Here is a 26,267-nt window from a genome sequence, read left to right on the forward strand (position 1 = left end):
TCGTGGCGGTTCGTGGCGGTTCGTGGCGGTTCGTGGCGGTTCGTGGCGGTTCGTGGCGGTTCGTGGCGGTTCGTGGCGGTTCGTGGCGGTTCGTGGCGGTTCGTGGCGGTTCGTGGCGGTTCGTCCGGCCAGCCATGCAGGCATCCGGAGTCTGTCCAGACTGGCACATAACGGGAACATTTGTCAAGAGAAAAGTCCGGAAAACGAGGAAGAATTCTGCGTCATCCCTGATATTATACTTTCTGGTTGACCTTTGGCCGCCAGCCCGATATGTTCAACCTCATGGTTGAGCTTCATACCCCTCCCGGCGCCGCGGCGCCGCCCCCGCCCGACGCCGCGCGGCTGGATGCCCTGTTCCATGCCCTGGCCGACGGCACCCGGCGCGGCATGCTGCAGCGGCTGGCCGGCGGCGGCCGTTACAGCATCAGCGAGCTGGCCGCGCCGCAGGCGATGACCTTTGCCGCCGTCTCCAAGCATGTGAAGGCGCTGGAACGCGCCGGCCTGGTGCGGCGCGAGGTGCAGGGCCGCACCCATTACTGCCGGCTGGAACCCACCGCGATGCAGCAGGCCGAAGCCTGGATCGCGCGCCAGCGCGCCATCTGGGAAGGCCGGCTCGACCGCATGGAAGCCTATCTGCTGGCCCTGCATGCCCAAGAGCAGCAGCACGGGCAGCAGCAGGTGCAGGCACCGGAGCCGGCGCCAGACCACAACCCCATACAGAAGCCGGAACCGGACGCGGCCGGCAGCAAATCCGCGACCCGCCAGACCAGACCCCGAACGGAGAATGAGTGATGTCCGCCTCCCCCTCTTCCGCCTCTTCCGGCAAAACCGGTGAACAGACCGGCCGCCTCGACCTGACCCTGACCCGCGACCTTGCGGTGCCGCCCGCCCTGGTCTGGAAGGTGTGGACCACGCCCGAGCATCTGATGCCGTGGTTCTGCCCGCGCCCCTGGATGGTGACGCAATGCGAGATCGAGCTGCGGCCCGGCGGCAAGTTCTTCACCGTGATGCGCGGGCCCGAGGGCCAGGAATTCCCCAATCTCGGCATCTTCCTCGAGCTGGTCGAGAACCGGCGCCTCGTCTTCACCGACACGCTGCATCCGGGCTGGCGCCCGGCGACCAATCCCTTCTTCACCGCCATCGTCACCATGGAGGAGATCGCGGGCGGCACGCGCTACACGGCCACCGCCCTGCACAAGGACGATGCCGACCGCAGGAAGCATGAGGAAATGGGCTTCCACGATGGCTGGGCCACGGCCGCCACGCAGATGGAAGACTACGCGAAAAGCCTGCTGTAAACCGCCGGGCCGGCCCGCGTGTTGCGCGCGGGCCACCAGGTGCGGCCTCTGGGTGCGAGCGACTGGGCACGAGCGACTGGGCGCGGCCCTTATGCCTTGGCCGTGACCAGCCAGTCCCACGGCTTCGCGCCGCGCAGGGCCTTCGGCGCGCGCAGGCCGTGGCAGTTCCAGGAATATTCGATGCGGCGCACATTGATCCCGGCAAACCCGAGCGCGGCCAGTTCGCGCTTCAGCTCAGGCTGCGTGTAATGCTTGGTGGCGACACCGTCGATGGTGACGCGCGCCGCCCCATCGGCATCGCGGCCGACCACGATGCTGGGATCGCCGGTATGGGCCTCCGCCCGCATCAGCAGCCGCGCCGAACCCAGGGCCGGCACCACCAGGATCAGCCGGCCCTGCCGGCGCAGCAGGTCATGCGCCGATTGCAGCACGCCGCGCCACATGGCCGGGCGCGGATGGATCGCGGCATTGGCACACAGCACGGCATCGAAGCTGCCGCGCCAGCGCCGCGCCGTGCGGCTGGCCACATGCACCGAGACATTCCGCTGCCGCCGCACCTTGCGCCGCGCCACATCGACGCAGGCCGCCGACTGCTCGAAGCCGTGCACGCGGCCGAACAGCCGGCCGAGCAGCGGCAGGTAGATGCCCACCCCGCAGCCGAAATCGGCCAGCGTCGCCTGCGGATCGGCGGCCGCCTTCAGGGCGGCGGCGATCACGCCTTTGCGGTCGTTGTGAAAGGACGAGAAGATCTCGTCTTCCCAGTTGCTGGCGGCGGCATCCCAGTAACGGCCGGACTGGCGGCCGGGCAATGCCGAGGCGGCGGGCTCACCCATCGCACTGTCCTCCTCGCTGCGCCGCCGCGGAGGAATGCGGCAGGCGGCTTCGTCTCCCGCCGCGAAAACGCGGCGGCGGTGGAACATCGCACCCAGCAGAAAGGATTATGGTTAAGCGGGGGTTAAGACCGGGGAATCCGTCAGCCCCTCTGACGTCATGGCCGGGCTTGTCCCGGCCATCCATGCCTTTCATCCGTCGGAAACGAAGACGTGGATGCCCGGATCAGGTCCGGGCATGACGAATTGGGAAAAACTAAGCCGCCTTCTTCGCCGTCAGTTCGAGGATGCGCCCCTACTCGCCCGCCACGGTGAAGGCGATTTTGGCGCCTTTATTGTCGCGCCCCTCACCCATCGAGCCTTTCCCTCGCCCGAGACCGCGGAATGTGCCGCCGGCATAGGCGCCGCTGGGACATTGCACCGACCAGGTGCCGGTATTGTCTTTCGCGGTGTGCGCGATGCCGGTGCAGTCCTTGTCTTCGCCGGGCAGCGTCACGCTCAACCGAGCAGTGGCTGCCTTCGGATCGAAAGTCAGGCTGGCATTGATCGGCCCCGGGTGACCCTCCCAGACCAGCGCCACTTGCCGGCGCATCTCGGCGGACGCCAGTGGCGCATCGTTAGCAACCGGAGCGGCGGCAGAAGCCGCAAAGCCGGATGGCGCCGGGCCCTGCGGCTTGCCCAGTCCCTCGAAACCCAGCCGCGACAGCACCAGCGCCGCATCCTCCGCCGACAGGCGGTGACCGTCCGCCGCGCAGTAATAGCCAAGAATCTGGTCGCTGCCGACCTGGGTGCTGCCGTTCTCGTAGCCGGAACCCCGGATGCCGCCATACAGGCCGCCGAAACTGACGCAGGAGCGGCCCAGCGCCGTGAAGCGGCGGTAGCCGGTCGCCCCGAGCGGCGATGTCCCGGCCTGCCGGCCGGCGTCATCCCAGACCAGAGGCTTGTTCTGGAACTCGGTGTAGAGCGTCGGGACCAGCGTGTCGAAATCGGGGATCGCGTTGAAGAACGTTGTTTCCGCATTGATGCTGAACACCACCACGGTGGCGAAGGCACGACCGCCGCCGCCTGACGGGTAGAGATAGGCGAAACGGCGGACGTTGTTCTTCCCGCTGCCGACCCACATGCCTTCCTGCGCCTTGCCGGGCCGGCCCGACAGGCCGGGCGCATCAAAGCTGAGACGGCTCTGGGCCGGCGGGAAATCCACCCACTGCACCGTGCCCTGCGCCAGCGCCGCGGCCGGCAGCAGCAGACTCATGCACGCAGACCACATGCGGCGCATCGACGCCTCCCCCGTTATCCCGTGTCAGGATAGCGAGGAGACCGAGAGACGGGCCAGCGCGATTTGCGAGACTGACTACAGAAGTATGCATACTCTATCTGACGTCATGGCCGGGCTTGTCCCGGCCATCCATGCCTTTCATCCGTCGGAAACGAAGACGTGGATGCCCGGATCAGGTCCAGGCATGACGAACTGGGAAAAACTAAGCCGCCTTCTTCGCCGTCAGTTCGAGGAACAGGTCCTCAAGGTCGGCATCCTGCGTGGAAAGATCGGCAATCTCCAGCCCGGCGCCCTGGATGCGGGCGAGCACGGTCGAGAAGGCGATCTGGCTCGGCCGGTATTGCAGGCGCAGGCGGCGCGGCCCCAGCAGTTCGGCATTGAGGTCGGCGAACACCGCCGGCAGGGCGGCGAGGTCGGCGGCGAGCGTGAGGATCACGTCCTTGCGGTCGAGCCGCGCCAGCAGGGCCGGCGTCGAATCCATCGCCGCGATCGCGCCGTGATGCACGATGGCGATGTGGTCACACAAGGCCTCGGCCTCTTCGAGGTAATGGGTGGTCAGCACCACGGTGGTGCCGGCGGCATTGAGCTGGCGCACATAGGCCCAGAGCTGCTGGCGCAGTTCGACATCGACGCCGGCGGTGGGTTCGTCCAGCACCAGCACCGGCGGCGCATGCACCAGCGCCTTGGCCACCAGCATGCGCCGGCGCATGCCGCCGGACAGGGTGCGCGCGTAACTGTCGGCCTTGTCGGTGAGGCCGACGGCGGCAAGGATTTCCGCCGTGCGGCGTTCGGCCCGCGGCACGCCATAGAGGCCGGCCTGGAATTCCAGCGCCTCGCGCGGCGTGAAGAAGGGATCGATGTTCAGTTCCTGCGGCACCACGCCGATCGCGGCCTGGGCCTGCCGCTTGTCGTGGTCGATGTCGTGGCCCCAGATCGCGGCCGTGCCGGCGGTCTTGCGCACCAGCCCGGCGAGGATGTTGATCAGGGTGGACTTGCCGGCGCCGTTCGGCCCCAGCAGGCCGAAAAAGCTGCCGCGCGGGATGTCGAGGTCGATGCCCTTCAGCGCGCGCTTGGCGGTGGCGCCGCGGCCATAGACCTTTTCCAGGCCGCGCAGGGAAATCGCGGGCGACGACGCGGCGGAAGCTGTGGCGGCGGCGGCGGGAATCGTGCGGATCGTGTCGGGCATCGGGGCCTGTTTTCCGGCTTGTGCGGGCGGCGAGTTTGGTCTGAAAGACTGGCGAAACGGTGCTTTGTGGGGTAGGTATCACCCGGGGACCGCCGGGTCAAACCGGCGCGGGCAAGCGCCTGTCCCCGCTGGCAGATATTGCTCTATTCAGGTATCGCCCTTACAGGTATCGCCCTTTCGGAGAATGGCAAGATGCAGCCCCAGAACACCGCACCGGCCTCCGCTTCCGGCCGCTCCCCTGTCGAGACCATCGCGGTCGACAGCCCCGTGGTTGCCTGCGATGGCGGCGGCGGCGCGCTCGGCCATCCGCGCGTCTATCTCAACATGGGCGAGAAACACGAGATCGACTGCCCCTATTGCGGCCGCCTCTACATCCTGAAGGAAGGCGCCGGCGGGCATGGCCATTAATTGATGGCCGCGTCCGCGAAACACCGCCTCTACCTGGTCGACGGCTCGGGCTACATCTTCCGGGCCTATCACGCGCTGCCGCCGCTGACCCGCAAGTCGGACGGCATGCCGGTCGGCGCCGTCTCCGGCTTCTGCAACATGCTCTCGTCGCTTCGCGACAAGGCCGAGCATGACCAGGCGGTCAGCCACATGGCGGTGATCTTCGACACCAGCCGCATCACCTTCCGCAGCGAGATCTATCCCGACTACAAGGCCAACCGCGCCGAGACGCCGGAAGACCTGATCCCGCAATTCGGCCCGATCCGCGATGCGTCGCGCGCCTTCGGCCTGGCGACGCTGGAGATGGACGGCTTCGAGGCCGACGACCTGATCGCCACTTACGCAAGGCTGGCCCGCGAGGCCGGCATGGAGGTGGTGGTCGTCTCGTCGGACAAGGACCTGATGCAGCTGGTGCGTGACGGCGTCAGCATGCTCGATCCGATGAAGGACCGCGCCATCGGCCCCGGCGAGGTGATGGAGAAATTCGGCGTCGCGCCCGACAGGGTGGTGGATGTGCAGGCCCTGGCCGGCGACCCCACCGACAACGTGCCCGGCGTGCCCGGCATCGGCATCAAGACAGCGGCCGAACTGATCAACACCTATGGCGACCTCGACACGCTGCTGGCCCGCGCCGAAGAAATCAAGCAGCCCAAGCGGCGCCAGAACCTGATCGAGCATGCCGAGAAGGCCCGCATCTCGCGCGACCTGGTGAAACTGCGCGACGATGCGCCGGTGACCGAAGATCTCGACGCGCTGAAGCTCGGCCCCGTCGCCTGGCCGAAGCTGGCCGCCTTCCTCGATGCGATGGAATTCCGCTCGCTGAAGACCCGGATCGAGAACCGGCTGAAGCTGCGCGGCACGGCGGATATGGGCCCGGATGCGAACGGAGGCGCGCCGACCGCAGCGGCGGCGGCGCCGGTCGCCTTCGCGGGCGAGGTCAATCCGGCGGCGGAAGCCCCGGCCGCGCCGGTGGCCGAGGGCCGCTACGACCTGGTGCAGGATCTGGCGACCCTGCAGGGCTGGATCGACCGCGCCTTCGCCGCCGGGCTGGTCGCGTTCGATACCGAGACCACCGATCTCTCGCCGACGAAGGCCGAGCTGGTCGGCTTCAGCCTTGCCATCGAGCCGGGTGCGGCCTGTTACGTGCCGGTCGGCCATGTGGCGCCGGGCTCGCTGTCGGGCGGCGGCGGCCTCGACCTCGCCGGCCATGGCGCAATCCGGCAGATTCCGCTGGCCGACGCACTCGCCGCGCTGAAGCCTTTGCTGGCCGATCCGGCTGTGCTGAAGATCGGCCAGAACATCAAATACGACATGGCGGTGCTGGCGGGCTACGGCCTCGACATCGTCGCCTATGACGACACCATGCTGCTCTCCTACGTGCTCGATGCCGGCAGACACGGCCACGGCATGGACGAGCTGTCGGAGCTGCATCTGGGCCACAAGCCGATCGGCTATGATGAAGTGACCGGCACCGGCAAGGCGCGCATCTCCTTTGCCGAAGTGGCGCTCGACGCCGCCTGCAGATATGCCGCCGAAGACGCCGACGTCACGCTCCGGCTGTACAACATCCTGAAGCCGCGCCTGCTGGCCGAGAAGCAGGTCACGCTGTACGAGACCATCGAACGCCCGCTGCCCGCGGTGGTCGCCGCCATGGAAGTGGCCGGCATCCGGGTCGATCCGGCCGAGCTGAACCGCCTGTCGGCCGATTTCGCCGAACGCATGGCCGGCTTCGAGAAGAAGGCCCATGAGCTGGCCGAGGAAAGCTTCAATATCGGCTCGCCCAAGCAGCTCGGCGAGATCCTGTTCGATAAAATGTCGCTGCCCGGCGGCCGCAAAGGCAAGACCGGGGCCTACTCGACCGGCGCCGACGTGCTGGAAGACCTCGCCGCGCAGGGGCACGAACTGCCGCGGGTGGTGCTGGACTGGCGCCAGCTGCAGAAGCTGAAATCCACCTACACGGATGCGCTGGTCGCTTCGATCAACCCGAAGACGGGCCGCGTGCATACCTCCTATTCGATCTCGTCGACCAATACCGGCCGCTTCGCGTCGAACGACCCGAACCTGCAGAATATCCCGGTGCGCAGCGAGGAAGGCCGCAAGATCCGCAAGGCCTTCGTCGCCGAGACGGGCTGCAAACTGGTCTCGGCCGACTATTCGCAGATCGAATTGCGCATCCTCGCCCATATCGCCGACATCGCCGCCCTGAAACAGGCGTTTCTCGACGGCGTCGACATCCATGCGCTGACCGCCAGCCAGGTGTTCGACACGCCGGTCGAGGGCATGGACCCGATGGTGCGCCGCGCGGCGAAGGCGATCAATTTCGGCATCATCTACGGCATGAGCGCCTTCGGCCTCGCGGCCCAGCTCGGCATCCCGCAACGCGAGGCGCAGGCCTATATCGAGGCCTATTTCAAACGCTATCCCGGCATCCGCGCCTATATGGACGACACGAAAAAGCAGGTGAAGGAGCAGGGGTTTGTCACCACGCTCTACGGCCGGCGGGTGCATTTCCCCAACATCAACACGAAGAACCCGGCCGAGCGCGCGTTTCTGGAACGCGCGGCGATCAATGCGCCGATCCAGGGCTCGGCCGCCGACGTGATCAAGCGCGCCATGGGCCGGCTGCCCGCCGCGCTGGCGGCAGAAGGCCTGAAGGCCCGCATGCTGCTGCAGGTGCATGACGAACTGGTGTTCGAGGCGCCGGAGGCGGAAGTCGAGGCGCTGATCGCGGTGGCCAAGCGCGTCATGCAGGGCGCCGCCGATCTCTCGGTGCCGCTGACCGTGGAAGCCGGATCGGGCGACAGCTGGGACGCCGCGCATTAGCGCGGCTGGGGCGACAGCTGGGACGCCGCGCACTGATCTCCCGGCGTCGTTCCCGCGCAAGCGGGAACCCAGCGTCAGGCCAAACGGCCCGCCACACCCTCTGGGGCCCCGCTGGAGCCTGTCCTCGGGCCGGCAAAGCCGGACCCGTGGGCGGGGACGACAGTGATAGCGATTACTCGAAAACCGGCCGGAAAAAGCTGCGCTCGTAGCGGCGGAAGCATTTGGTCTTCTCGTGGAAGGCCAGCGCCGCCTGGCAGTCCGGATCGGTGGCCGCCGCCCTGCGATACTGCTCGTAGGCGGCGAGCGACGGAAAGCTGAACGAGGCCAAAGCCACGTCGCTGGCGCCTTCCGACGGCATCAGATAGCCGTGATGGGTGCCGCCCAGTTTGTTCACCAGCCGGATCCACATCTTTCCGTATTGTTCGAAATCGGCAAGCTTGTCCGGATCGACTTCGTAGCGCAGGAAACAGGTGATCATGCAGCGCGCGCCTTTCAGCGCCCCTTCAGCCTGAGGCAGGTTTCGACGATGGCGCCGCAGGGCTCCGGCGCGGGCCGGCCGGTGGCGATGCGGCCATTGAGTTCGACGGCGACCACGCGGCCGCCGCGCAGGCGGAACACCGCTTCGCAATGGCGAAAATACTCGTAGCTGCTGCTGCCGCGCGCGGTGGGCGTGTAGCCGACATCGGATGTGGCGGTGGCCGAGCGGCTGGTCTCGCGGAAATAGCTCCACAGCTCGTCGGCACCCTCGCGGTTCTTCGCCACCGGCTCGCCGGCGCAGTGCCGCAGCTGGCTGTCGCTGAGGCCGGGCAGTTCGGCAGGCGCGCGCCTTGCCGCCTCTTCCAGCGGCGAGACGCAGCCCGCGAGCGAACCGGCGGCAAGCAGAACAGCCAGCAGCGGCAGTGTTGCAGGGGTGAAACGCATGCCGGCATCCTGCCGCCGCCGTTGTCGCCCCGCAAGCTTTCCGCTACACCGGAAGCGGCAAAAACAACAAGATCCGAGGAAACCTCCCCATGGCTGCCACCGTCACCATCGACGCCTCCGCCCTGCGCCGGGCCGTGCGCCATATCGTGCTGGCGGGGGGAAGCAACGAGCGCGAGGCGGCCCTGGTCGCCGACAACCTGGTGCTGGCCAACCTGTCGGGCCATGACAGCCACGGGGTGGGCATGCTGCCCGCCTATATCCTCGCCGTGGTGGAAAAGCGGCTGAAGATCAATGCGGCGCCGGCCGTGCTGGCCGATCACGGCGCCATCCTCAATCTCGACGGCAACATGGGTTACGGCCAGGTGATCGGCCACGATGCCATGGAGCTGGGCATCCGCCGCGCCCGCGAGACCGGCGTCTGCATCGTCAGTCTGCGCAACAGCCACCATATCGGCCGCATCGGCCACTGGGGCGAGCAATGCGCCGCCGCCGGACTGCTCTCCACCCATTACGTCAATGTCGTCGGCCGCACGCCGCTGGTGGCACCGCATGGCGGCAGCGATGCGCGCTTTGCCACCAATCCCTATTGCTGCGCGATCCCTGCCACCGAACCCGATGGAGAACCTGTCGTGCTCGACATGGCGACCAGCAAGATCGCCATGGGCAAGGTGCGGGTGGCGATGAACAAGGGCGAGCAGGTGGCACCCGACACCCTGATCGACGCGAAAGGCGCGCCCACCACCGAGCCGCGCACCATGTTCGACGCGCCCACCGGCGCCATCCTCGCCTTCGGCGGCCACAAGGGCTATGGCCTCGCGGTGATCGCCGAGCTGCTGGCCGGCGCGTTTACCGGCGGCGTCACCATGCATGAGGGCAGCTGGGCCTCGGGCACCATCACCAACAACATGTTCTCGGTGATCGTCGATCCGGCGAAGCTGGGCGGCGGCGAGACCTGGCGCCGCGAGGTGGCCGCCTTCGTCGATTACGTGAAGGCCTCGCCGCCCTCTCCTCAGAATGACGCGCCGGGCAGCAACGGCGTGCTGGTGGCCGGCGAGCCCGAGCGGCAGATGCGCAGGGCCCGCCTTGCCGCCGGCATCCCGGTGGATGCCACCACCTGGGGCGAGATCGTCAGGGCCGGCGAATCCGTCGGCATCGCCGCCAGCGAAACCCATGCCGCCGCCGGCATCTGAACGGGGAGACCTGACATCATGACCGACATCGCCGCCATCGCCCGCGCCCTGCGCGACGCCGCCGAGACGAAAACCCCCATCCCGCCGGTGCGCGACGCCCTGGGCAACGATCTTGCGCTGGCCCGCAAGGTGCAGGAGGCCAACCGCGACCACTGGCGCGCCGCCGGCCGGCGCGTGGCCGGGCGCAAGATCGCCGTCTCCAGCCCGCAGGCGCAAACGGCCCTGGGAGCCACCGCCCCGGCCTGGGGCTGGCTCTATGCCGACATGCTGCTGGCCGACGGTGCCGCGGTGCCGGCCGATGCGGTACTGCATCCGAAACTGGAAGGCGAGGTGGCGATGGTGCTGGGCCGCGACCTGACCATGCCGCAGCCGACCATGGCCGATGCGCTGGCCGCCGTCGACTGGTGCATGCCCGCCATCGAGATTGCCGGCAGCCGCATCGCCAACGGCGCCGCGAAGATCGCCGACCTCGTCGCCGACAACGCTAATTCCGGCCTGGTGGTGCTGGGCAGTCCGGCCCGGCGGCCCGGCGGCCTCGACCTGCGCCGGCTGGGCATGAGCCTTGCGAAGAATGGCAGCCATGTCGCCTCGGGCAGCGGCGCCGCCGTGGCCGGGCATCCCTTCGCGGCGCTGGCCTGGCTGGCCGGCGACTGCGTGGCGCTGGGCCAGCCCCTGCGCGCCGGCGAGCTGATCATGACCGGCACCTTCTTTCCCATGCAGCCGGCCGCGGCCGGCGATGCCTTCGAACTCGATGCGCCCGAATTCGGCCGCTGCGAGGTGCGGTTCACGGGATAAGCGCCCTTCAAGAATATTCCGTCATTCCCGCGCAAGCGGGAACCCAGTTCCCCGTCAGGCCGGGCTCCCGCTGGAGCCTGTCCTCGGGCCGGCGAAGCCGGACCCGTGGGCGGGAGCGACGATGGAGGGAAAAGAGCCTGACGCCACGTCAGTCCGCCGGGCTGGACGGCTCCCGCCGCCTGCCGCATCATGCCGCCGCGGAAAAAGAACAGGCGGAGGAAACGGCGCATGCGCGCGATCGAACTGCGGCAGTTCAGCCCCGGCAGCACCGACGGCCTCGCGATGGCCGAACGCCCGCAGCCGCCGGCCCAGCCCGGCCCCGGCGAGGTGCTGGTGCGGGTGAAGGCCTGCTCGCTGAATTTCCGCGACTGGCTGATGCTGCAGGGCCTGTATAACCCGAAGCAGAAGCTACCGTTGATCCCGGTATCCGACGGTGCCGGCGAGGTGGTGGCGGTGGGCGACGGTGTTGCGGCATTCCGGCCCGGCGACCGCGTGCTGGGGCATTTCTTCCCGGCCTGGCTGGCCGGCGAGCCCAGCGTGGAGACATTCGCCGTCAGCATGGGCGGGCCCTTCGATGGCTGGCTGTGCGAGGCGCGCAGCTTTCCGGCCGCGGCGCTGGCGAAAATCCCCGATCACCTGTCCTACGAGGAAGCCGCCGCCCTGCCCTGCGCCGCGCTGACCGCCTGGAGCGCCATCGTGTCGCTCGGCAATGTGCGGCCGGGCGACCGCGTGCTGGTGCAGGGCACCGGCGGCGTGGCGCTCTTCGCCCTGCAATTCGCCAAGCTGTGCGGCGCCGAGGTGACTGTCACCTCGTCCAGCGACGAGAAGCTGGCCCGCGCCGCGAAACTCGGTGCCGACCACGGCATCAACTACCGCACCGACCCGGACTGGGGCCGCACCGCGCGCGCCATGACCGGCGGCGCCGGGCTGGACCATATCGTGGAACTCGGCGGCGCCGAGACCCTGAACCAGTCGATCCGCGCCATCCGCCCCGGCGGCATGATCAGCATGATCGGCGTGCTGTCGGGACCGAAGAATGCCCTGCATATCCCGCTGGTGGTGATGCAGCATATCCGCCTGCAGGGCGTGACCGTCGGACCGAAAGCGGCGCTGGATGCCATGCTGCGCGCCATGGCGCAGGCGCAGATGCATCCGGTGATCGACAGCCGCTTCGGCTTCACCGAGGCCGGCGTGCGCGATGCCTTCGCGCATATGGGTCGTGGCGCCGCCTTCGGGAAGATCGTGGTGGGGATGTGAAGTAATGAAAATTCAGCTTGATCAAACAGCTAAGCAAATGCCGACGCCTTAAACCCCTCCCTGAGCTTTATGTCTAACAAATCTCTGTCCGTTGCATTTTTCAGTAGACCGTATCGCTCCATTAGTGGTTTGAATTTTTCTCGCCCATAAGGAGACAAACCGTTGTGAAAGAGTAACGCGACCTCCGCATCCGAAAGCTGAGCACGCAGTATATTCGTGTAGAACTTTTTATTCTTTACATCAGAAGCGTCTACGAACTTAACGATGTTATAGACAGTGCGAAAGTAGTGCCCTAGCTCAGAATTATGCTTTTGATAGAACCGCTCATACACGCCCTGAAATTCTCGCTTGTCATAAAGAACTGACCCGTCAGACATATATTCTTTTCGCAATCTACCTAGAAAGACAGGAAACACATCCTTCCCTTTAGTTGTCCTGCCGTCGCGGACAAGGTCAATCGCCGCAGTCAAGTCAGTAAGAAGCCTCAATAGCTGGAAAAAGGTGCTTTCAAAAATTTGCTTCCGCGTCTCTTCATTCTGCAAAGAAAGTTGTTCTTGCTGTCTTTCAAGAATTTTCTTTGTTTGGCGAATCTCCGTCCTTGCAAGCTTGATTTCTTGGCGCTGTATGTAAATGGCATACGAAACTCCGGCAAAAGCCAAGCCGGAGAAGATTGCGTTGACGGCACCAAACATATCCCCAAAGGTTCCGCGGTCCTTCGCATCATGAAGGACATAAAGATTCATCCCCCAGAGGAAAAAGACAAATGCAACAGCCCCCATCGCTGGCCAGATGGGCGTGCCCACATCTTGCTCAACATCCTCCCCCATGGTTCTCCCTCCAACAAACACCCTCACATCCCGCGACAAACAATACAATAAAGTCGGCTTGACTGTCGGTATTCTCGATTCTTTGCTCTGCATATCTTCTTATGCTACTGCTCGGCAATGTAGTTGAAATCTTCCTTACTCTGTTGTGCATTGAGCGAAAAAGAAGCTTCTCGTTATTCTCACCGCTACAGCACATCATATGAAGTCCATGCCACCCCGCCTCGCCCTCTACACCTTCGGCATCTTCCGCCGGCCCTCGGCCGATCCGGCCAATGACGGCTTTCATGCCATCAACGACGCCAACCTTGCCGCCGCCGAGGCCGCCGCCGGCTTCATCGCGCGGTCGGGCTATGACGGCGATCCGGGGCCGGCCAGCTGGGGGGCGCATGCCTATCCGCGGTTCTATACCGGCGGCGATGCCCATTCGCCCTCCACCCTGTCGCTGTGGGCCGATCTCGAATCGCCGATGGCCTTCAGCTATCACGGCCTGCATGCGGCGGCGCTGGCGCGCGGCCGCGAATGGTTCGTGAAACCGGCGCCGCCCGGGCAGAAACCGGCCTGGCCGCCCTATGTGCTGTGGTGGGTGGCCGGCGACCACACCCCCGACTGGCAGGAGGCCGTGGCGCGGCACGAGCATCTGCACGATCACGGTGCCTCGGCCCATGCCTTCGGCTGGCATGCGCCCTTCGATGCGGCGGGGAATCCTGCCATGATCGACCGCGCGAAGCTGCGGGCGCTGGCCGCCCGCAATGCCGACCGCCATCCCGCGCCGGAGCCGACCTGATGCTGACCCTCTACTACACGCCGCATACCTGCGCACTGGCCTCGCATATCGCCCTGATCGAGGCCGGTGCCGAATTCGGAACGCACCGCATCGACTTCCGCAGCAACCAGCAGCGCGCGCCGGATTATCTCGCGGTCAACCCGAAAGGCCGGGTGCCGGCGCTGGTGACGCCGCGCGGGGTGCTGACCGAGACGCCGGCGATCCTCGCCTTCATCGCCCAGAGCTTTCCGGCGGCAGGGCTGGCGCCGCTGGACGATGCCTTCCTGTTTGCCGAGATGCAGGCCTTCAACAGCTATCTGTGCTCCACCGTGCATGTCGCCCATGCCCACCGCATGCGCGGCAGCCGCTGGGCCGACGAGCCGGAAGCACTGGAGGCGATGAAGCGCAAGGTGCCGCAATCGGTGGCCGAGGGTTTCGCGCTGATCGAGACGGGCCTGCTGCGCGGCCCCTGGGTGATGGGCGACATCTATACGGTGGCCGATCCCTATCTCTTCACCATCGCCCAGTGGATGGAGGCCGACGGCGTCGATCCGGCCCGCTTCCCCCGCGTGCTGGCCCACCGCACCCGCATGGCCGCCCGGCCCGGCGTGCAGGCCGCCATCGCCGCCGAAACCGCGAAAGCCGCCTAGGCCGGACCGCTGGCCGACACGGCCGCCGCCGGCCCGACATCCAGCCCGGCACCCAGCCCGACATCCGGCGGGCGGGCCGCGGGCGAGGATGGCCGTGCAGGCGGATGCCGTTCTGCTATACTTGCGCATCGGGGATCAGGCAGCCTCCCCGTCAGACGGATGTCCGTCCAAGCGCTGCTCGCACGATCATGGGGCGAGCAGATGGACATCCCGGTTCCGGATCTTCCGGTTTTTCTGGCCGCAACTTTTCTCGGCAGCGTGGTGGCCGGCCTGTCCGGCTTCGCCTTCGGCCTGGTGGCCGCGGCGATCTGGCTGCATGTCCTCGACCCGGTGCAGTCTGCCGCCCTGATCGTCGGCTATGGCCTGATCGTCCAGGGCCAGGCGGTGTGGAAGCTGCGGCGGGCGATCGACTGGCCGCTGCTGTGGCCGATGCTGGCCGGCACCGCCGCCGGCATTCCGGCCGGGGTCGGCCTGCTGGCCTGGCTGGATGCCGATCCCCTGCGGCGGGCCACCGGCCTGTTCCTCGTGCTCTACAGCCTGTATGGCCTGCTGCGGCCGGACCTGCCGCCGCTGCGCGCGGGCCGTGCGGCCGACATGGCCGCCGGGCTCGTCAATGGCGTGGTGGCCGGCGCCACCGGCCTGGGCGGCATCATTGCGGCCGTCTGGTGCGGCCTGCGCGGCTGGCCGAAAGACCGGCAGCGCGCCATCTTCCAGCCGGTGGCGGTGGCGGCCTTCGTGATGAGCGGCGCATGGCTCGGCGCCAGCGGCACCCTTGCCGCCGGCCATCTGGCGGTTGCCACCGGCTGGCTGTTCGTTGCGGGATTGCCGCTGCTGCTGGCCGGCACATGGCTCGGGCTGCGGCTGTACGGCCGGCTCAGCGAGGCCGCCTTCCGCCGCGTGGTTCTGCTGCTGCTGCTGGCCTCGGGGGCTGCGCTTGCGGCCTGAGCCTCAGTTCTGGCCGCCGGCTGCCGCCGGGCTGGCCGCGGGCAGACGCACCAGCCGGGCGCGCGGAAAACGCAGGGTGACGGTGGTGCCGGCGCCCTCGTGGCTCTCGATCGTCACCGTGCCGCCATTCAGCCGCATCATCGCCTGCACCAGCGGCAGCCCGAGCCCGGCACCGCCATAGGACTTGCTGAGATGGTGATGCAGCTGCACGAAGGGCTCCAGCGCGCGCGGGATGTCTTCCTTCTTCATGCCGATGCCGGTATCGGCGACGCTGACCGCCAGCCGGCCATCCGGATCGATCGCCGCCGCCAGCGTGACCCTGCCGCCGGTGGGGGTGAATTTCACGGCATTGCCGAGCAGGTTGAGCAGCATCTGGCGGAAGGCCCGCTCGTCGGTGACCAGGTCGGGCAGTTCCGGCGCGATCGCGGTCTGCAGCGTCACGTCGCCGGCCAGCGCCCGTTCGCGCACCATGCGGAGCGCCGCGTCGCATTGCGCGGCCACGTCGATCTCGGTTTCGTCGAGGTCGATGCGGCCGGCCTCGATGCGGGTATGGTCGAGCAGGTCGTTGACCAGGCTGAGCAGATGCCGGCCGGAGGCGAGGATGTCGCGGGCATAGTCGCGGTAGCGCGCATCGCCCAGGGCGCCGAACAGTTCCTGGCTGAGGATTTCCGAAAAGCCGATCACCGCGTTCAGCGGCGTGCGCAGCTCGTGGCTCATGTTGCCGAGGAAGGCGGTCTTGGCCGAGGAGGCCGCCTCGGCCGCCGCCTTGGCCTTCTCGAGATCGCCGATGGCGCGGCGCAGCTTCTCGGCATCGCTGTTCACGCGCTGGATCACCCGGTTGTACTGCAGGGCGATCGGCTCGACCTCGGAGCCGATCACCACGCGCACCGGCTGCGCGAAATGGCCGTCGCTGCGGTGGCGCTCCATGTCGTTGACCAGGTCCAGCATCGCCGAACTGGCGCCATGCTCGGCCTGGTTCAGGCCGACCATCTCGCCCTCGGCGCTGATGCGCAGCGGGCTGACCCGGTTGATCAGCCACAGGATCGCATAGGCGGCCGTGAAGGCGAAGCCGCCGGCGGCGGCACAGCCCAGCGCCTGGATGCCGAGCTGGGTCAGCCGGTCATGCGGCACCCCTGCCGCAGTGACCGGCCAGTCGGCCGGGTTGCCGAACAGGGCGACCGCCAGCGTGCCCCAGATGCCGGCGGCCAGGTGCACCGGCACCGCGCCGATCACGTCGTCGATGCGCCGCCATTCCAGCAGCATCGCCGCCAGCAGCGCGATCACGCCGCCGATGCCGCCGACGATCACCGCGCCGGCGGCGCTGACGGTGTGGCAGTTGGCGGTGATCGCGACCAGGCCGGCCAGGGCGCCGTTGAGGAAATCCTCCACCCGCGGCTTGTCGTGCACCAGCTGCGAGGCGACCAGTGCGGCAATGCCGCCGGCACAGCCGCCCAGCGTGGTGTTGATCAGGATCATCGGCACCTTGCCGTCGAAGGCCAGCGTGCTGCCGCCGTTGAAGCCGAACCAGCCGAACCACAGCAGCATGGTGCCCAGCGTCGACATCACCAGGTCGTGGCCGCGGATCGCCGGCACCCCGGGCAGGAAACGGCCGGCGCGCGGGCCGATCAGCAGCACGGCGGCCAGCGCCACCCAGCCGCCGATCGAATGCACCACGGTGGAGCCGGCGAAATCGATGAAGCCGAGTTCGGCCAGCCAGCCGGCGCTGCCGCCGAACTGGCCGGTATTCCACGCCCAGTGGGCATAGACCGGGTAGATCGCGCCGGAGATCACGATGGTGATGAGGATGTAGCTGGTGAAGGCCACCCGCTCGGCCACCGCGCCGGAAACGATGGTGGCAGCGGTGCCGCAGAACATCAGCTGGAACAGGAAGAAGCTGGCCGGGGCCATGCCACCGCCGCCCTCGTAGAGCCAGTGGGTGGCGCCGAACAGGCCGCTGTCGCCTGCCCCGAAGGCGAGGGCGAAGCCGAAGGCCCAGAACAGCAGGCCGGCGATGCAGAAATCGACCAGGTTCTTCAACGCCACGTTGATACTGTTCTTGGCCCGCACGAAACCGCTTTCGAGGCAGCAGAACCCCGCCTGCATCACGAAAATCATGCAGGTGGCGATCAGCACCCAGGCGATGTCCAGGCGATCGGGTGTCGTCATCCGGCGGCCCGTTTCCCTCCGGCGTGGCAGGCCCGATTCCCGTAGCAAGAGCCATACCAGCCTCCGACTCGGTCCTGCCGGTTGTAAGTGCCGCATACGTGCCTATATTTGCGGCAGCTGATCCCGCAACAGGCGGCGGGCTGTTGGCTTTTCGCCATGAGCCCATTATCTCTCAGAGCCAGGCGCCAGCCCCCGTTCCGCACCGAGAAGAAACAGACCGATGGACATTCTGGGAACCAACCCCGCATCCCCCGCCCCCGCCGCCCCGGCCGCCGGCGACCTGATCAAGGATGCCGACATCACCACCTTCATGCAGGATGTCGTGCAGGCCTCGATGGCCACACCCGTGCTGGTGGACTTCTGGGCGCCCTGGTGCGGCCCGTGCAAGACGCTGACGCCGCTGCTGGAAAAGACCGTCAAGGCCGCCAACGGCAAGGTCCGGCTGGTCAAGGTGAATATCGACGAGCCGCAGAACCAGCCGCTGGCCCAGCAGCTGCGCATCCAGTCGATCCCGGCGGTCTATGCCTTCTCCGGCGGCCAGCCGGTCGACGGCTTCGTCGGCGCCCTGCCGGAAAGCCAGCTGAAGAAATTCGTCGAGGGCCTCGCCGGCGGCACGCTGGAAGGCGACACCGCCGCCCAGGCGATCGAGGCCGGCAAGGCGGCCCTGGCGGCGCAGGACTGGACCGAGGCGGCGCAGGCCTTCTCGACCGCGCTCGGCGCCGAACCGGAGAGCGTGCCGGCGCTGGCCGGCCTCGCCCGCGCGCTGGTCGGCATGGGCGAGATCGACGAGGCCCGGGAAGTGCTGGCCCAGGTGCCCGAGGCGCCGGTCGAGCATGCCGATGTCGCCGCCGCGAAAGCCGCGCTGCAGCTGCATGAGGAAGGCGCCCAGGCGGCCGGCCAGCTGAAGCCGCTGGAAGATGCCGTCGCCGCCAATCCGGCCGACCACCAGGCGCGGCTGGATTACGCCACCGCGCTGATGGGCGCCAACCGCCAGCAGGAGGCGATCGACCAGCTGCTGGAAATCGTGAAGCGCGACCGCAAATGGAACGACGAGGCGGCCCGCAAGCAGCTGGTGAAGGTGTTCGAGGCGCTGGGCCCGATGGACCCGCTGGTGGTCGATGCCCGCCGGCGCCTGTCGTCGATCCTGTTTGCCTGATAGACTGGCGGCATGGCCGACGACGACACCGACCTGCAGACCATCGACGAGCTGGAGCGGACGATTCCGATCTTTCCGCTCAGCGGCGTGCTGCTGCTGCCGCGCGCCCTGCTGCCGCTGAACATCTTCGAGCCGCGCTACCTCGCCATGACCCGCGCCGCCATCGAGACGGCGCAGGCCGGCGGCCGCGGCCTGATCGGCATGATCCAGCCGACCGAGCCCGAACGCGGCAACCCGAAGCCCGATGTCTACCAGATCGGCTGCGTCGGCGAGATTGCCGGCGCCGCCGAGACCGAGGATGGCCGCATCCTGATCACCCTGCGCGGCCTGTGCCGCTTCCGCATCGCCCGCGAACTGGACGATGCCGGCACGCTGTACCGCCAGGTCGATGCCGACTACACGCCGTTTGCCGCCGATATCGAGAGCGCGCCCGACGGCCTGTGCCAGCGCGAGCGCCTGCTGAAGGCCCTGCAGGCCTATTGCGACCGCCATGGCCTGCCGGCCGACTGGGACTCGATCCACACCGCATCCGACGACCTGCTGGTGCATTCGCTGGCCATGGTCTGTCCGTTCTCGGCCGGCGAGAAGCAGGCCCTGCTGGAGGCGCCGGATTTCGCCGCCCGCGCCGAGATGCTGATCGCGCTGCTGGAAATGGCGCTGCTGGACCCGGCCGGACCGGGCGGCAGCGCCCGGCCGAACTGACCGCGGGGACAATGCGATGAGCGATACCGGCCCGAACACCACCGCACCGAAAGCCACGATCGATCCGAAACTGCTGGAACTGCTGGTCTGCCCGGTCACCAAGGAACGGCTGACCTGGGACCGCGAGCGCAACGAGCTGGTCAGCGACAAGGCCGGACTGGCCTTCCCGATCCGCGACGGCATCCCGATCATGCTGGTCGACGAGGCGCGCCAGATCGACGACACGCCCGATCATGTCAGGCCGGCCACCGGGCATCCCGCCGGCTGACGTGAACCCGCATTCCCCCTATCAGAAGGCCGGCCGCCCCGCCTGCAGCGAGCTGCGCTACAAATCGGCCGAGAAGCGCCTCGAGATCGCCTTCGCCGATGGCCGCAGTTTCGGCTTCACCGCGGAATTCCTGCGCATCGAAAGCCCCTCGGCCGAAGTGCAGGGCCATGGCGGCACCGACAAGACGCTGGTGCCCGGCCGCCGCCATGTCGCCATCGCCGCCATCGAGCCGGTCGGCAGCTATGCCGTGCGGCTGCGCTTCGACGACGGCCACGATACCGGGCTGTATTCCTGGGAATGGTTCTACGACCGCGGCCATGACCAGGACGCGCTGTGGGCCAGCTATCTCGACCGCATGCAGGCCCGCGGCCTCAGCCGCGAACCCTGAGCCATGAAAAAACCGGCCGGGATCGCTCCCGGCCGGCTGGACGGCATGTTGCGCCGCGCGGCTCAGACCACGCGGAAATTCTTGAACTGCCAGGGATCGTCGCGGTCGATATCCTCCGGGAACAGGGTCTCGCGCTCGGCCAGCGGCGTCCAGTCGGTATAGGCGCCAGCCATCTCGCCGAGATACGGCCGGCAGACCTCCATGATCCGCGCGTGATCCAGCTCGTCGGCCTCGACCGGGCCGGCCTTGGGATTCTCGATCGCCCAGACCAGGCCGGCCAGCACCGCCACGGTCACCTGCAGCGAGGTGGCGTTGTTGTGCGGCACCAGCTTGCGGGTTTCCTCGATGGTCAGGCGCGAGCCGTACCAGTAGGCGCCCTTCCTGTGGCCCATCAGCAGCACGCCCAGCTCGTCCATGCCCGAGGTGATCTCGTCCATCATCAGCCGCTTGCTCGGCTGCATGTCCCAGTTCTTGCCGGCGATCTCGTGCAGCGAGAGCACGGCATCGTCGCAGGGGTGATAGGCGTAATGCACGGTCGGCCGGTAGACGACCCTGTCGCCCTCCTTCACCGCGTAATAGTCGGCCATCGAGATCGACTCGTTATGGGTGACGAGGAAGCCGTGCATCGGACCTTCCAGCGGCGTCCACGACCGCACCCGGGTGCCGGCACCCGGCCGCATCAGGTAGATCGCGGCATCGCAGCCGAAATCGTGGCGGCGGCCATCGGCCGGCATGGTCTTCTCGTGGCTGCCCCAGCCGAGCTCGGCCGGCTGGCAGCCCTCGCCGACGAAGCCGTCGATCGACCAGGTGTTGACGAATTCGCCGCGCCGCTTGGGCTGGTGCTCGGCGACCTGGGTATCGCGCTCGGCGATATGGATCACCTTGACGCCGAGGCTCTGGGCCAGCGCGGCCCAGCCGGCGCGGTCGGCCGGCGCGGTGACGGCATGACCGGTATCACGGGCAATATGCAGCAGGGCTTCCTTGACGAAATGCGACACCAGGCCCGGATTGGCGCCATGGGTCAGCACGGCGGTCGGGCCGTTCCGGTATTTCTCGATCAGGGCGCGGGCGCTCTCGCGCAGGGCATAGTTGGACCGCTGCGACGGGCTTTTCGACGGATCGGTATAGCCGCCGACCCAGGGTTCGATGCAGGTGTCGAGATAGAAGGCGCCACGCGCCTGCGCCAGTTCGATCAGCGCCACCGACGAGACATCGACGGAAAGGTTGAGCAGGAAATCGCCCGCAGCCAGCAGCGGCTCCAGCACGGTCTGGTAATTCTCGCGGGTCAGCGGCTGCCTGACGAACTTGATGCCGTATTCGCTGGCAACGTCATGGCCGCGCTCTTCCGCGGTGACGATGACGATGCGGTCGGCCGGCATGTCGATATGGCGCAGGATCAGCGGCAGCACGCCCTGGCCGATGCTGCCGAATCCCACCATGACCAGACGGCCCGAAAACGACACATGCTTCATTGTTTCTTCTCCTTCAGGATACGGCGCCGGGGACGGCAGGCCCCCGGCCGGTCTTAACGCAAACCTATGACGGCTGGACGACGGTCAGGCAATGGCGATGCCGGGGGTTTCCAGCAGCGGCGGGTCGGATACCTCGACCAGCCGGCCGCGGTCGAACCCGTTGAAAGCGGTCCGCAGGGTGGCGCCATAGGCGCCGAGCTGGCCGATCTCGATCCAGTCGCCCTCGGCGATGTCGGACGGCAGCTCGAAGCCGCCATCCATGCGGTCGAGGCTGTCGCAGGTCGGCCCGAACAGGGTGTAGCTCTGGCCGGGGGCCTGCGACACGCGCAGCGGCCGCACCGGGAAGCGCCAGCCGAGGCTGCCAGCGTCGGCCAGGCTGCCATAGACGCCGTCGTTGATGTACAGCGCATCGCCCCTGCGGGCCTGCACCTGCACCACCACGGAAGCCCCCTGGGCGACCAGGGCGCGGCCGGGCTCGGCCCAGATCTCGGCCGGCGCGCTGCCGCCCAGCCGGTCGCGCAGGCGCTGCACGCCGGCATCGATCGCGGCCATGATCGCGGCGAGGTCGGGCAGCGCAGCACTGCCCTCGCCCATCCGGGGATACGCCACGGGGAAACCGCCGCCGACATCGAGAATGTCGAGCTGCACGCCGGCCGCGGCGGCCACCTCGGCGGCCAGCGCGATGGCCGCGTCCCAGCGGGCCGGATCGGTGCATTGCGAACCGACATGGAAGGAGATGCCGAGCCGCACGGCCATGCCGCGGGCGGCACGCAGCAGGGACGGCGCATCTTCCATGGCGGCGCCGAACTTGCCCGAGAGATCGAGGCCGGCATTGCCCTTGGGCAGCGCCAGCCGCAGGATCAGGCCGAGATCGCCCGCATTGCCGGTTTCCGCCGCGATCTTGGCCAGTTCGTCGGCACTGTCGAAGGCGAAGTCGCGCACGCCGTGTTCGGCGTAAGCCGCACGGATCGCCGCGCGGGCCTTCACCGGATGCATGTAGTGGATGCCGGCTTCCGGCAGCACCTGGCGCACCAGCGCGATCTCGGCCGGCGAGGCGCAGTCGAAGGCACGCAGGCCGCCACGCCACAGCGCCGACAGCACCCGCGGCTCGGGGTTGCACTTCACGGCATACAGCGTGCGGCCGGCAAAGGCCGCGGTGAAACTGCGCGCCGCCGCCTCGATGGCGGCCGGGCGCAGGCAGTGCAGCGGCTCTTCCGGACGCAGGCGGGCCACCACGGCATCCACCGTGGGCAGGGCGGCGCGGTCGCCGCGGGCAAACTCGCGGCGGAGCGGGGAAACGGCAACGCGAAGACGGGACGCGGTCATGGCAGACCCCCATAACGGCAGACGGCGGCGCCCCGGCTGGGGGCGCGGCGGTGTTCGGAATGTCGGGAAATGCGGAACCGATCCGGCTGGCCGCCACGACGGGCGGGCGTGATCGCCGGGGACCGGTTCGCGGGGGCTATCGGAAGCCCCTGCACATACTAAGCGCAACCATCGTCTGCTCCTTCAAGGCACCAGCCCACTCTGATTGGCCTACCTGGCCTGGCTGGCTCTCCGAAAAGGACGCGTACGTCGTTGCTTGACCGAACAGGCGGCCGGGGGCACGTGCGATCTGCGTCTCGACGCGTCACTTAAAGCAATTTCGCCGCGATGCAAGAAAAAATTCGGCCACCGGCGAAATTGTCATATTCCGGGCGGCAGCAGGGCGAGGTACTCGCAGACCAGCGTGGCCGCCGCCAGCGCGGTGATCTCGGCATGGTCATAGGCCGGCGCCACCTCCACCATGTCCATGCCGGCGAAATTCACGCCGCCGAGGCTGCGGATCAGCGCCTGCGCCTGCCAGGTGGCCAGCCCGCCGATCTCCGGCGTGCCGGTGCCCGGCGCGAAGGCGGGATCGAGGGCGTCGATGTCGAAGGACAGATAGGCCGGCGCCAGGCCGACCACGCTGCGGATGCGCTCGGCCACGGCCGCAACGCCCTGCTCGTGCACATCCTGCGCGGACAGGATGCTGACGCCCTGCCCCAGCGTCCAGTCCAGCACGTCGGTCTGGACCGGCGAGCGGATGCCGATCTGGATCATGCGGCGCGGATCGACCAGCCCCTCGCGGATCGCGTGGTAGAAGCATGAGCCGTGCCCGTAGGGCTGGCCGAAGCTGTCGGGCCAGGTATCGACATGGGCATCGAAATGCACCAGCCCGACAGGGCCGCGCTGCCGCTTCGCCAGTGCCCGCAGCAGCGGCAGCGCGATGGCGTGGTCGCCACCCAGGGTGACGAGATGGCGGAAGGCCCCGGCCTGCTTCTCGATCAGCGCCAGACTGGCCGGCACGTCGCCCAGCGCGATCCCGAAATCGCCGACATCCGACAGGCCGGCAGCGAGGTCGCGGCGGGCCAGCGGATGGTCGCCATCGACCAGCATGCGGCTGGCGCGGCGGATTGCATCGGGCCCGAAACGGGCGCCGGGCCGGTTCGTCGTGGCGATGTCGAAGGGGATGCCGGCCACCGCCAGTGCCGGGTCGGCGGCGCGGCGGCTGACGCCGAGGAAGCCGCCGGAGACGGCGAAGGTCGGGATGCCGGTCATTGCTGCCTCGGTTGCGGGCCCATCAGTTGAGGGCCCAGTGGATGAAGGTGAGGATGATCTCGAACACGATCAGGGCGACGATGGCGGCCTCCAGCCCGAGGCTGCGCCGGGCGTCGATCAGGTCGGTCAGCGCGCGGGTGGTGTTCTGGATCACCGTCACCTTGCCGGCCAGGGCATCGGCGCGCTCGGTCAGTTCGTATTCGTCCTGCAGGCGGCTGAACAGGCGCTCCAGCTCCGGCCGGTCCCACAGCACGTCGGGCTTGTCCTCCACCGCCACGCGGCCGGCCACCCGGTGCTGCACCAGCAGCGACTCGCCGATCAGCTTCAGCAGCTGCTTGCGGTTGCCCGGCACCCGGCCGTCGCCGGCCATGCTGCGCGCCAGCGGGTCGATGATGTCGAACACCTTGCTGACCTCGCGCTCGTTATGGGCCAGCGCCACGCTCTTGCCGAGCACGTCGGCGATCACCAGGAAGCGTTCCGGGCTGAGATCCTTCACCAGCACCGGGCCGCCCGGCGGAATCGCATCCTCGCCATTGCCCTCGCCGAGCCGCAGGGTGACCACCTCGTCTTCCAGCTGGGCATAGGCGCCGCTGACCCGCGGCCGGATCATGCGCAGGATGTCGTCCTCCTCCACCGGCGACAGGCCCGCGGTCACCGCGGCGCCATAGCGGAACAGGGCGACCATGCCATGATCGCCGGCGCGGAAGGCGAACGGCGTGGTCGAGATCGCATCCGAGCGTTCCAGCCCCGCCGTATCGATGCGCTCGCCCAGCAGGATCGCCCGCACCGTCAGCTGGCGGGCGGCGGCCGGAGGAGGCGCGGCAGGGGAAGCAGCAGGAGAAGCGGCGGATGTCGGCGGGGCGATGGTCTGCGGGTCGGTCACGGGTAAGCCTGCGGAACGGAACGGTTCCCCGCATCATCGGCCGCCGGCCGCGCTGTTACAAGCGCCGCATGTTACAAGTCTGTTTCAGTCTGCCCGCACTCACACCCGCTCGCCGCGCAGCAGCCGCGGCAGGCTGCCGAGGTCGCCCATGGCATGGCGCATGAACACTTTCTTCAGCGGGCGGATGCGGTCGACGAGGCCGAGGCCGAGATCGCGGGCGATGCGCACCGGCGCCGCCGTGGTCGAGAACAGCCGGGTCAGGCCGTCCATGATGGCGCTGACCACCAGGGTATCGACCCGGCGCCAGCGCACATAGCGGTCGAGCACGTCCTCGCGGCCGATATCGAGACCGAGCCGCTGTGCCTCGACCAGCACCTCGGTCAGCGCGGCAACGTCGCGCAGGCCGAGATTGAGTCCCTGGCCGGCAATCGGGTGGATGCCATGCGCCGCATCGCCGACCAGCACCATGCGGTGGCCGGCATAGCGCTCGGCATGCGAGAAGCTGAGCGGATAGGACCAGCGCGGGCCGGTGACATGCGCGTCGCCATAGCCGTCGCCGAAACGGCGGCGCATCTCGGCATCGAATGCCGCATCCGGCAGGGCCATGATCGCCGCCGCCGTCGCCGTCGGCTCGACCCAGACCAGCGACGAACGATGGCGGCCATCGGCATCGTCGGTCATCGGCAGGATGGCGAAGGGACCGGCGGGCAGGAAGCGCTCCTGCGCCACGCCCTCATGCGGCAATTCATGCGCGACGGTGCAGACGATGCCGGCCTGGTCGTAGTCCCAGCCGGTGGTGCGGATGCCGGCGCCGGACCGCACCGCCGATTGCCGGCCATCGGCGCCGATCACCAGGCGGGCGCGGATCACGCGGCCATCGGCCAGTTCCACCGCGGCCGGGCGGCCTGAACCGGCGGGACCGAAATCGATGCGGGCCGCCGCCATCGGCGCCGCCAGATGCAGGTTGGGCAGGCCGGCAATCGCCGCCTGCTGGGCCTGGCGCAGCACCCGGTTCTCGACCAGGTAGCCGAAGGGTGCGTCGCCGATATCCCGGTGGTCGTAATGCACGAACAGCAGCGAATCGCCATCGGAGACGCGGATGTCCCACATCGGCTGGGCCTCGGCCACATGCGGCCACAGGCCGATGGCGTCCAGCATCCGCTGCGAGGCCAGCGCGATGGCCGAGACCCGGCCGTCGAAGCCGGCGCCAAGCGCCCGGGCGGGGTCTTCGCGGTCGATCACGGCCACGGAAATTCCGTGGCGGGCCAGGGCGATAGCCTGGGTCAGGCCGGCCAGGCCGCCGCCGATGACGACAACCTCGACAGTTTCGGGAAGGGGGTCGCGGGACGGGGTCATGGCGGCAGGATCGGACCCGGCGGCCGGCTTGTCCAGCCCTGCGCCCGCCCGAAACGCCCCTGCGAAGTTTCATGGACGGGCGCCC

The 26,267-nt window shown here is 68.2% G+C and carries 26 protein-coding genes; 14 read left to right on the forward strand and 12 right to left on the reverse strand.

Features of this window, described 5'->3' with window-relative positions:
- The first annotated feature begins 282 nt into the window (after positions 1 to 282).
- Both ACEQZY_RS16890 and ACEQZY_RS16895 read left to right on the forward strand, forming a co-directional pair.
- Positions 283 to 792 carry an ArsR/SmtB family transcription factor gene (locus ACEQZY_RS16890; RefSeq protein ID WP_370155973.1) on the forward strand — a complete coding sequence of 170 codons (510 nt, stop codon included), beginning with the start codon at positions 283 to 285 and terminating at the stop codon, positions 790 to 792.
- Positions 792 to 1,298: an SRPBCC family protein gene (locus ACEQZY_RS16895; RefSeq protein WP_370155975.1), complete on the forward strand. Its 507-nt coding sequence runs from the start codon at positions 792 to 794 to the stop codon at positions 1,296 to 1,298. Before ACEQZY_RS16890 ends, ACEQZY_RS16895 begins: the two co-directional genes overlap by 1 nt.
- Positions 1,299 to 1,387: 89 nt before the next feature.
- Here the strand turns inward: ACEQZY_RS16895 and ACEQZY_RS16900 are convergent, their stop codons facing one another.
- The 3 genes from ACEQZY_RS16900 to ACEQZY_RS16910 all read right to left on the reverse strand — a co-directional run bounded on the left by ACEQZY_RS16900 (position 1,388) and on the right by ACEQZY_RS16910 (position 4,593).
- Complete coding sequence (locus ACEQZY_RS16900; RefSeq protein WP_370155978.1) at positions 1,388 to 2,131, reverse strand: class I SAM-dependent methyltransferase; 744 nt, start codon at positions 2,129 to 2,131, stop codon at positions 1,388 to 1,390.
- Between the two features lie 292 nt (positions 2,132 to 2,423).
- Positions 2,424 to 3,383 (reverse strand): hypothetical protein, encoded by a 960-nt coding sequence (locus tag ACEQZY_RS16905; protein WP_341704364.1) that lies wholly within the window; start codon positions 3,381 to 3,383, stop codon positions 2,424 to 2,426.
- A gap of 226 nt (positions 3,384 to 3,609) precedes the next feature.
- Entirely contained in the window at positions 3,610 to 4,593 is a 984-nt protein-coding gene (locus ACEQZY_RS16910) for an ABC transporter ATP-binding protein (RefSeq protein ID WP_341704363.1), read from the reverse strand.
- Between the two features lie 192 nt (positions 4,594 to 4,785).
- Here ACEQZY_RS16910 and ACEQZY_RS16915 point away from each other — a divergent pair, with 192 nt between their 5' ends.
- Together ACEQZY_RS16915 and polA are read left to right on the forward strand one after the other, a co-directional pair.
- Positions 4,786 to 5,001, forward strand: coding sequence for a zinc-finger domain-containing protein (locus ACEQZY_RS16915; protein ID WP_341704362.1), 216 nt, complete (start codon positions 4,786 to 4,788; stop codon positions 4,999 to 5,001).
- A gap of 3 nt (positions 5,002 to 5,004) precedes the next feature.
- The gene (polA, locus tag ACEQZY_RS16920) at positions 5,005 to 7,863 is read left to right on the forward strand and encodes a DNA polymerase I (protein ID WP_370155982.1); all 2,859 of its coding nucleotides are present in this window, start codon (positions 5,005 to 5,007) and stop codon (positions 7,861 to 7,863) included.
- A 172-nt stretch (positions 7,864 to 8,035) separates the two neighbouring features.
- On the opposite strand, the gene ACEQZY_RS16925 is transcribed toward polA, so the two are convergent.
- Together ACEQZY_RS16925 and ACEQZY_RS16930 are read right to left on the reverse strand one after the other, a co-directional pair.
- Positions 8,036 to 8,341, reverse strand: a complete 306-nt coding sequence (locus ACEQZY_RS16925; protein ID WP_370155984.1) for an NIPSNAP family protein — start codon at positions 8,339 to 8,341, stop codon at positions 8,036 to 8,038.
- Between the two features lie 14 nt (positions 8,342 to 8,355).
- Positions 8,356 to 8,784, reverse strand: coding sequence for a hypothetical protein (locus tag ACEQZY_RS16930; RefSeq protein ID WP_370155986.1), 429 nt, complete (start codon positions 8,782 to 8,784; stop codon positions 8,356 to 8,358).
- Positions 8,785 to 8,873: 89 nt separating this feature from the next.
- Between ACEQZY_RS16930 and ACEQZY_RS16935 the strand changes: the two genes are divergently transcribed.
- The 3 genes from ACEQZY_RS16935 (at position 8,874) to ACEQZY_RS16945 (ending at position 12,026) form a co-directional block, all read left to right on the forward strand.
- Positions 8,874 to 9,974, forward strand: coding sequence for a malate/lactate/ureidoglycolate dehydrogenase (locus ACEQZY_RS16935; protein ID WP_370155989.1), 1,101 nt, complete (start codon positions 8,874 to 8,876; stop codon positions 9,972 to 9,974).
- Positions 9,975 to 9,992: 18 nt separating this feature from the next.
- Entirely contained in the window at positions 9,993 to 10,769 is a 777-nt protein-coding gene (locus tag ACEQZY_RS16940; RefSeq protein ID WP_370155991.1) for a 2-keto-4-pentenoate hydratase, read from the forward strand.
- Between the two features lie 228 nt (positions 10,770 to 10,997).
- A complete protein-coding gene (locus tag ACEQZY_RS16945) occupies positions 10,998 to 12,026 on the forward strand; it encodes an NAD(P)-dependent alcohol dehydrogenase (RefSeq protein WP_370155993.1) in 1,029 nt (342 codons plus the stop codon).
- A 29-nt stretch (positions 12,027 to 12,055) separates the two neighbouring features.
- Here the strand turns inward: ACEQZY_RS16945 and ACEQZY_RS16950 are convergent, their stop codons facing one another.
- Entirely contained in the window at positions 12,056 to 12,853 is a 798-nt protein-coding gene (locus ACEQZY_RS16950; RefSeq protein WP_370155996.1) for a putative phage abortive infection protein, read from the reverse strand.
- A gap of 208 nt (positions 12,854 to 13,061) precedes the next feature.
- Here ACEQZY_RS16950 and ACEQZY_RS16955 point away from each other — a divergent pair, with 208 nt between their 5' ends.
- The 3 genes from ACEQZY_RS16955 (at position 13,062) to ACEQZY_RS16965 (ending at position 15,211) form a co-directional block, all read left to right on the forward strand.
- Positions 13,062 to 13,637: a DUF3291 domain-containing protein gene (locus tag ACEQZY_RS16955; RefSeq protein ID WP_370155999.1), complete on the forward strand. Its 576-nt coding sequence runs from the start codon at positions 13,062 to 13,064 to the stop codon at positions 13,635 to 13,637.
- The gene (locus tag ACEQZY_RS16960) at positions 13,637 to 14,266 is read left to right on the forward strand and encodes a glutathione S-transferase family protein (protein WP_370156001.1); all 630 of its coding nucleotides are present in this window, start codon (positions 13,637 to 13,639) and stop codon (positions 14,264 to 14,266) included. The genes ACEQZY_RS16955 and ACEQZY_RS16960 overlap by 1 nt, the downstream gene beginning before the upstream one ends.
- Positions 14,267 to 14,467: 201 nt before the next feature.
- Positions 14,468 to 15,211, forward strand: coding sequence for a sulfite exporter TauE/SafE family protein (locus tag ACEQZY_RS16965; protein ID WP_370156003.1), 744 nt, complete (start codon positions 14,468 to 14,470; stop codon positions 15,209 to 15,211).
- 3 nt (positions 15,212 to 15,214) lie between these two features.
- Here the strand turns inward: ACEQZY_RS16965 and amt are convergent, their stop codons facing one another.
- A complete protein-coding gene (gene amt, locus ACEQZY_RS16970) occupies positions 15,215 to 17,377 on the reverse strand; it encodes an ammonium transporter (RefSeq protein WP_370156006.1) in 2,163 nt (720 codons plus the stop codon).
- A 220-nt stretch (positions 17,378 to 17,597) separates the two neighbouring features.
- Here amt and ACEQZY_RS16975 point away from each other — a divergent pair, with 220 nt between their 5' ends.
- From ACEQZY_RS16975 to ACEQZY_RS16990, 4 genes are read left to right on the forward strand one after another with little or no spacing between them, the layout of a single operon-like run.
- Entirely contained in the window at positions 17,598 to 18,533 is a 936-nt protein-coding gene (locus ACEQZY_RS16975) for a co-chaperone YbbN (RefSeq protein WP_341702645.1), read from the forward strand.
- A gap of 12 nt (positions 18,534 to 18,545) precedes the next feature.
- Positions 18,546 to 19,235, forward strand: coding sequence for an LON peptidase substrate-binding domain-containing protein (locus ACEQZY_RS16980; RefSeq protein WP_341702646.1), 690 nt, complete (start codon positions 18,546 to 18,548; stop codon positions 19,233 to 19,235).
- Between the two features lie 16 nt (positions 19,236 to 19,251).
- Positions 19,252 to 19,503 (forward strand): Trm112 family protein, encoded by a 252-nt coding sequence (locus ACEQZY_RS16985; RefSeq protein WP_370156009.1) that lies wholly within the window; start codon positions 19,252 to 19,254, stop codon positions 19,501 to 19,503.
- 1 nt (position 19,504) lies between these two features.
- On the forward strand, positions 19,505 to 19,891 hold the full coding sequence (locus ACEQZY_RS16990; protein ID WP_341702648.1) for a DUF971 domain-containing protein: 387 nt from the start codon (positions 19,505 to 19,507) through the stop codon (positions 19,889 to 19,891).
- A gap of 62 nt (positions 19,892 to 19,953) precedes the next feature.
- Here the strand turns inward: ACEQZY_RS16990 and ACEQZY_RS16995 are convergent, their stop codons facing one another.
- The 5 genes from ACEQZY_RS16995 to ACEQZY_RS17015 form a co-directional block, all read right to left on the reverse strand.
- Complete coding sequence (locus ACEQZY_RS16995; protein ID WP_370156011.1) at positions 19,954 to 21,363, reverse strand: homospermidine synthase; 1,410 nt, start codon at positions 21,361 to 21,363, stop codon at positions 19,954 to 19,956.
- 84 nt (positions 21,364 to 21,447) lie between these two features.
- Complete coding sequence (locus ACEQZY_RS17000) at positions 21,448 to 22,689, reverse strand: type III PLP-dependent enzyme (protein WP_370156014.1); 1,242 nt, start codon at positions 22,687 to 22,689, stop codon at positions 21,448 to 21,450.
- Positions 22,690 to 23,049: 360 nt separating this feature from the next.
- Positions 23,050 to 23,943, reverse strand: a complete 894-nt coding sequence (gene speB / locus ACEQZY_RS17005) for an agmatinase (protein ID WP_370156017.1) — start codon at positions 23,941 to 23,943, stop codon at positions 23,050 to 23,052.
- 22 nt (positions 23,944 to 23,965) lie between these two features.
- Positions 23,966 to 24,826: an RMD1 family protein gene (locus ACEQZY_RS17010; protein WP_370156019.1), complete on the reverse strand. Its 861-nt coding sequence runs from the start codon at positions 24,824 to 24,826 to the stop codon at positions 23,966 to 23,968.
- Between the two features lie 99 nt (positions 24,827 to 24,925).
- On the reverse strand, positions 24,926 to 26,182 hold the full coding sequence (locus ACEQZY_RS17015) for a UbiH/UbiF/VisC/COQ6 family ubiquinone biosynthesis hydroxylase (protein ID WP_370156021.1): 1,257 nt from the start codon (positions 26,180 to 26,182) through the stop codon (positions 24,926 to 24,928).
- Positions 26,183 to 26,267 lie beyond the last annotated feature (85 nt).

The sequence above is a fragment of the Ferrovibrio sp. genome (genome assembly GCF_964218355.1).
Lineage (GTDB): Bacteria > Pseudomonadota > Alphaproteobacteria > Ferrovibrionales > Ferrovibrionaceae > Ferrovibrio.

What these genes read in the sequence shown, in the direction of transcription:
- ACEQZY_RS16890 (WP_370155973.1), top strand. Translation starts at nt 283, where the DNA reads ATGGTTGAGCTTCATACCCCTCCCGGCGCCGCGGCGCCGCCCCCGCCC.
- ACEQZY_RS16895 (WP_370155975.1), top strand. Translation starts at nt 792, where the DNA reads ATGTCCGCCTCCCCCTCTTCCGCCTCTTCCGGCAAAACCGGTGAACAG.
- ACEQZY_RS16900 (WP_370155978.1), bottom strand. Translation starts at nt 2,131, where the DNA reads ATGGGTGAGCCCGCCGCCTCGGCATTGCCCGGCCGCCAGTCCGGCCGT.
- ACEQZY_RS16905 (WP_341704364.1), bottom strand. Translation starts at nt 3,383, where the DNA reads ATGAGTCTGCTGCTGCCGGCCGCGGCGCTGGCGCAGGGCACGGTGCAG.
- ACEQZY_RS16910 (WP_341704363.1), bottom strand. Translation starts at nt 4,593, where the DNA reads ATGCCCGACACGATCCGCACGATTCCCGCCGCCGCCGCCACAGCTTCC.
- ACEQZY_RS16915 (WP_341704362.1), top strand. Translation starts at nt 4,786, where the DNA reads ATGCAGCCCCAGAACACCGCACCGGCCTCCGCTTCCGGCCGCTCCCCT.
- polA (WP_370155982.1), top strand. Translation starts at nt 5,005, where the DNA reads ATGGCCGCGTCCGCGAAACACCGCCTCTACCTGGTCGACGGCTCGGGC.
- ACEQZY_RS16925 (WP_370155984.1), bottom strand. Translation starts at nt 8,341, where the DNA reads ATGATCACCTGTTTCCTGCGCTACGAAGTCGATCCGGACAAGCTTGCC.
- ACEQZY_RS16930 (WP_370155986.1), bottom strand. Translation starts at nt 8,784, where the DNA reads ATGCGTTTCACCCCTGCAACACTGCCGCTGCTGGCTGTTCTGCTTGCC.
- ACEQZY_RS16935 (WP_370155989.1), top strand. Translation starts at nt 8,874, where the DNA reads ATGGCTGCCACCGTCACCATCGACGCCTCCGCCCTGCGCCGGGCCGTG.
- ACEQZY_RS16940 (WP_370155991.1), top strand. Translation starts at nt 9,993, where the DNA reads ATGACCGACATCGCCGCCATCGCCCGCGCCCTGCGCGACGCCGCCGAG.
- ACEQZY_RS16945 (WP_370155993.1), top strand. Translation starts at nt 10,998, where the DNA reads ATGCGCGCGATCGAACTGCGGCAGTTCAGCCCCGGCAGCACCGACGGC.
- ACEQZY_RS16950 (WP_370155996.1), bottom strand. Translation starts at nt 12,853, where the DNA reads ATGGGGGAGGATGTTGAGCAAGATGTGGGCACGCCCATCTGGCCAGCG.
- ACEQZY_RS16955 (WP_370155999.1), top strand. Translation starts at nt 13,062, where the DNA reads ATGCCACCCCGCCTCGCCCTCTACACCTTCGGCATCTTCCGCCGGCCC.
- ACEQZY_RS16960 (WP_370156001.1), top strand. Translation starts at nt 13,637, where the DNA reads ATGCTGACCCTCTACTACACGCCGCATACCTGCGCACTGGCCTCGCAT.
- ACEQZY_RS16965 (WP_370156003.1), top strand. Translation starts at nt 14,468, where the DNA reads ATGGACATCCCGGTTCCGGATCTTCCGGTTTTTCTGGCCGCAACTTTT.
- amt (WP_370156006.1), bottom strand. Translation starts at nt 17,377, where the DNA reads ATGACGACACCCGATCGCCTGGACATCGCCTGGGTGCTGATCGCCACC.
- ACEQZY_RS16975 (WP_341702645.1), top strand. Translation starts at nt 17,598, where the DNA reads ATGGACATTCTGGGAACCAACCCCGCATCCCCCGCCCCCGCCGCCCCG.
- ACEQZY_RS16980 (WP_341702646.1), top strand. Translation starts at nt 18,546, where the DNA reads ATGGCCGACGACGACACCGACCTGCAGACCATCGACGAGCTGGAGCGG.
- ACEQZY_RS16985 (WP_370156009.1), top strand. Translation starts at nt 19,252, where the DNA reads ATGAGCGATACCGGCCCGAACACCACCGCACCGAAAGCCACGATCGAT.
- ACEQZY_RS16995 (WP_370156011.1), bottom strand. Translation starts at nt 21,363, where the DNA reads ATGAAGCATGTGTCGTTTTCGGGCCGTCTGGTCATGGTGGGATTCGGC.
- ACEQZY_RS17000 (WP_370156014.1), bottom strand. Translation starts at nt 22,689, where the DNA reads ATGACCGCGTCCCGTCTTCGCGTTGCCGTTTCCCCGCTCCGCCGCGAG.
- speB (WP_370156017.1), bottom strand. Translation starts at nt 23,943, where the DNA reads ATGACCGGCATCCCGACCTTCGCCGTCTCCGGCGGCTTCCTCGGCGTC.
- ACEQZY_RS17015 (WP_370156021.1), bottom strand. Translation starts at nt 26,182, where the DNA reads ATGACCCCGTCCCGCGACCCCCTTCCCGAAACTGTCGAGGTTGTCGTC.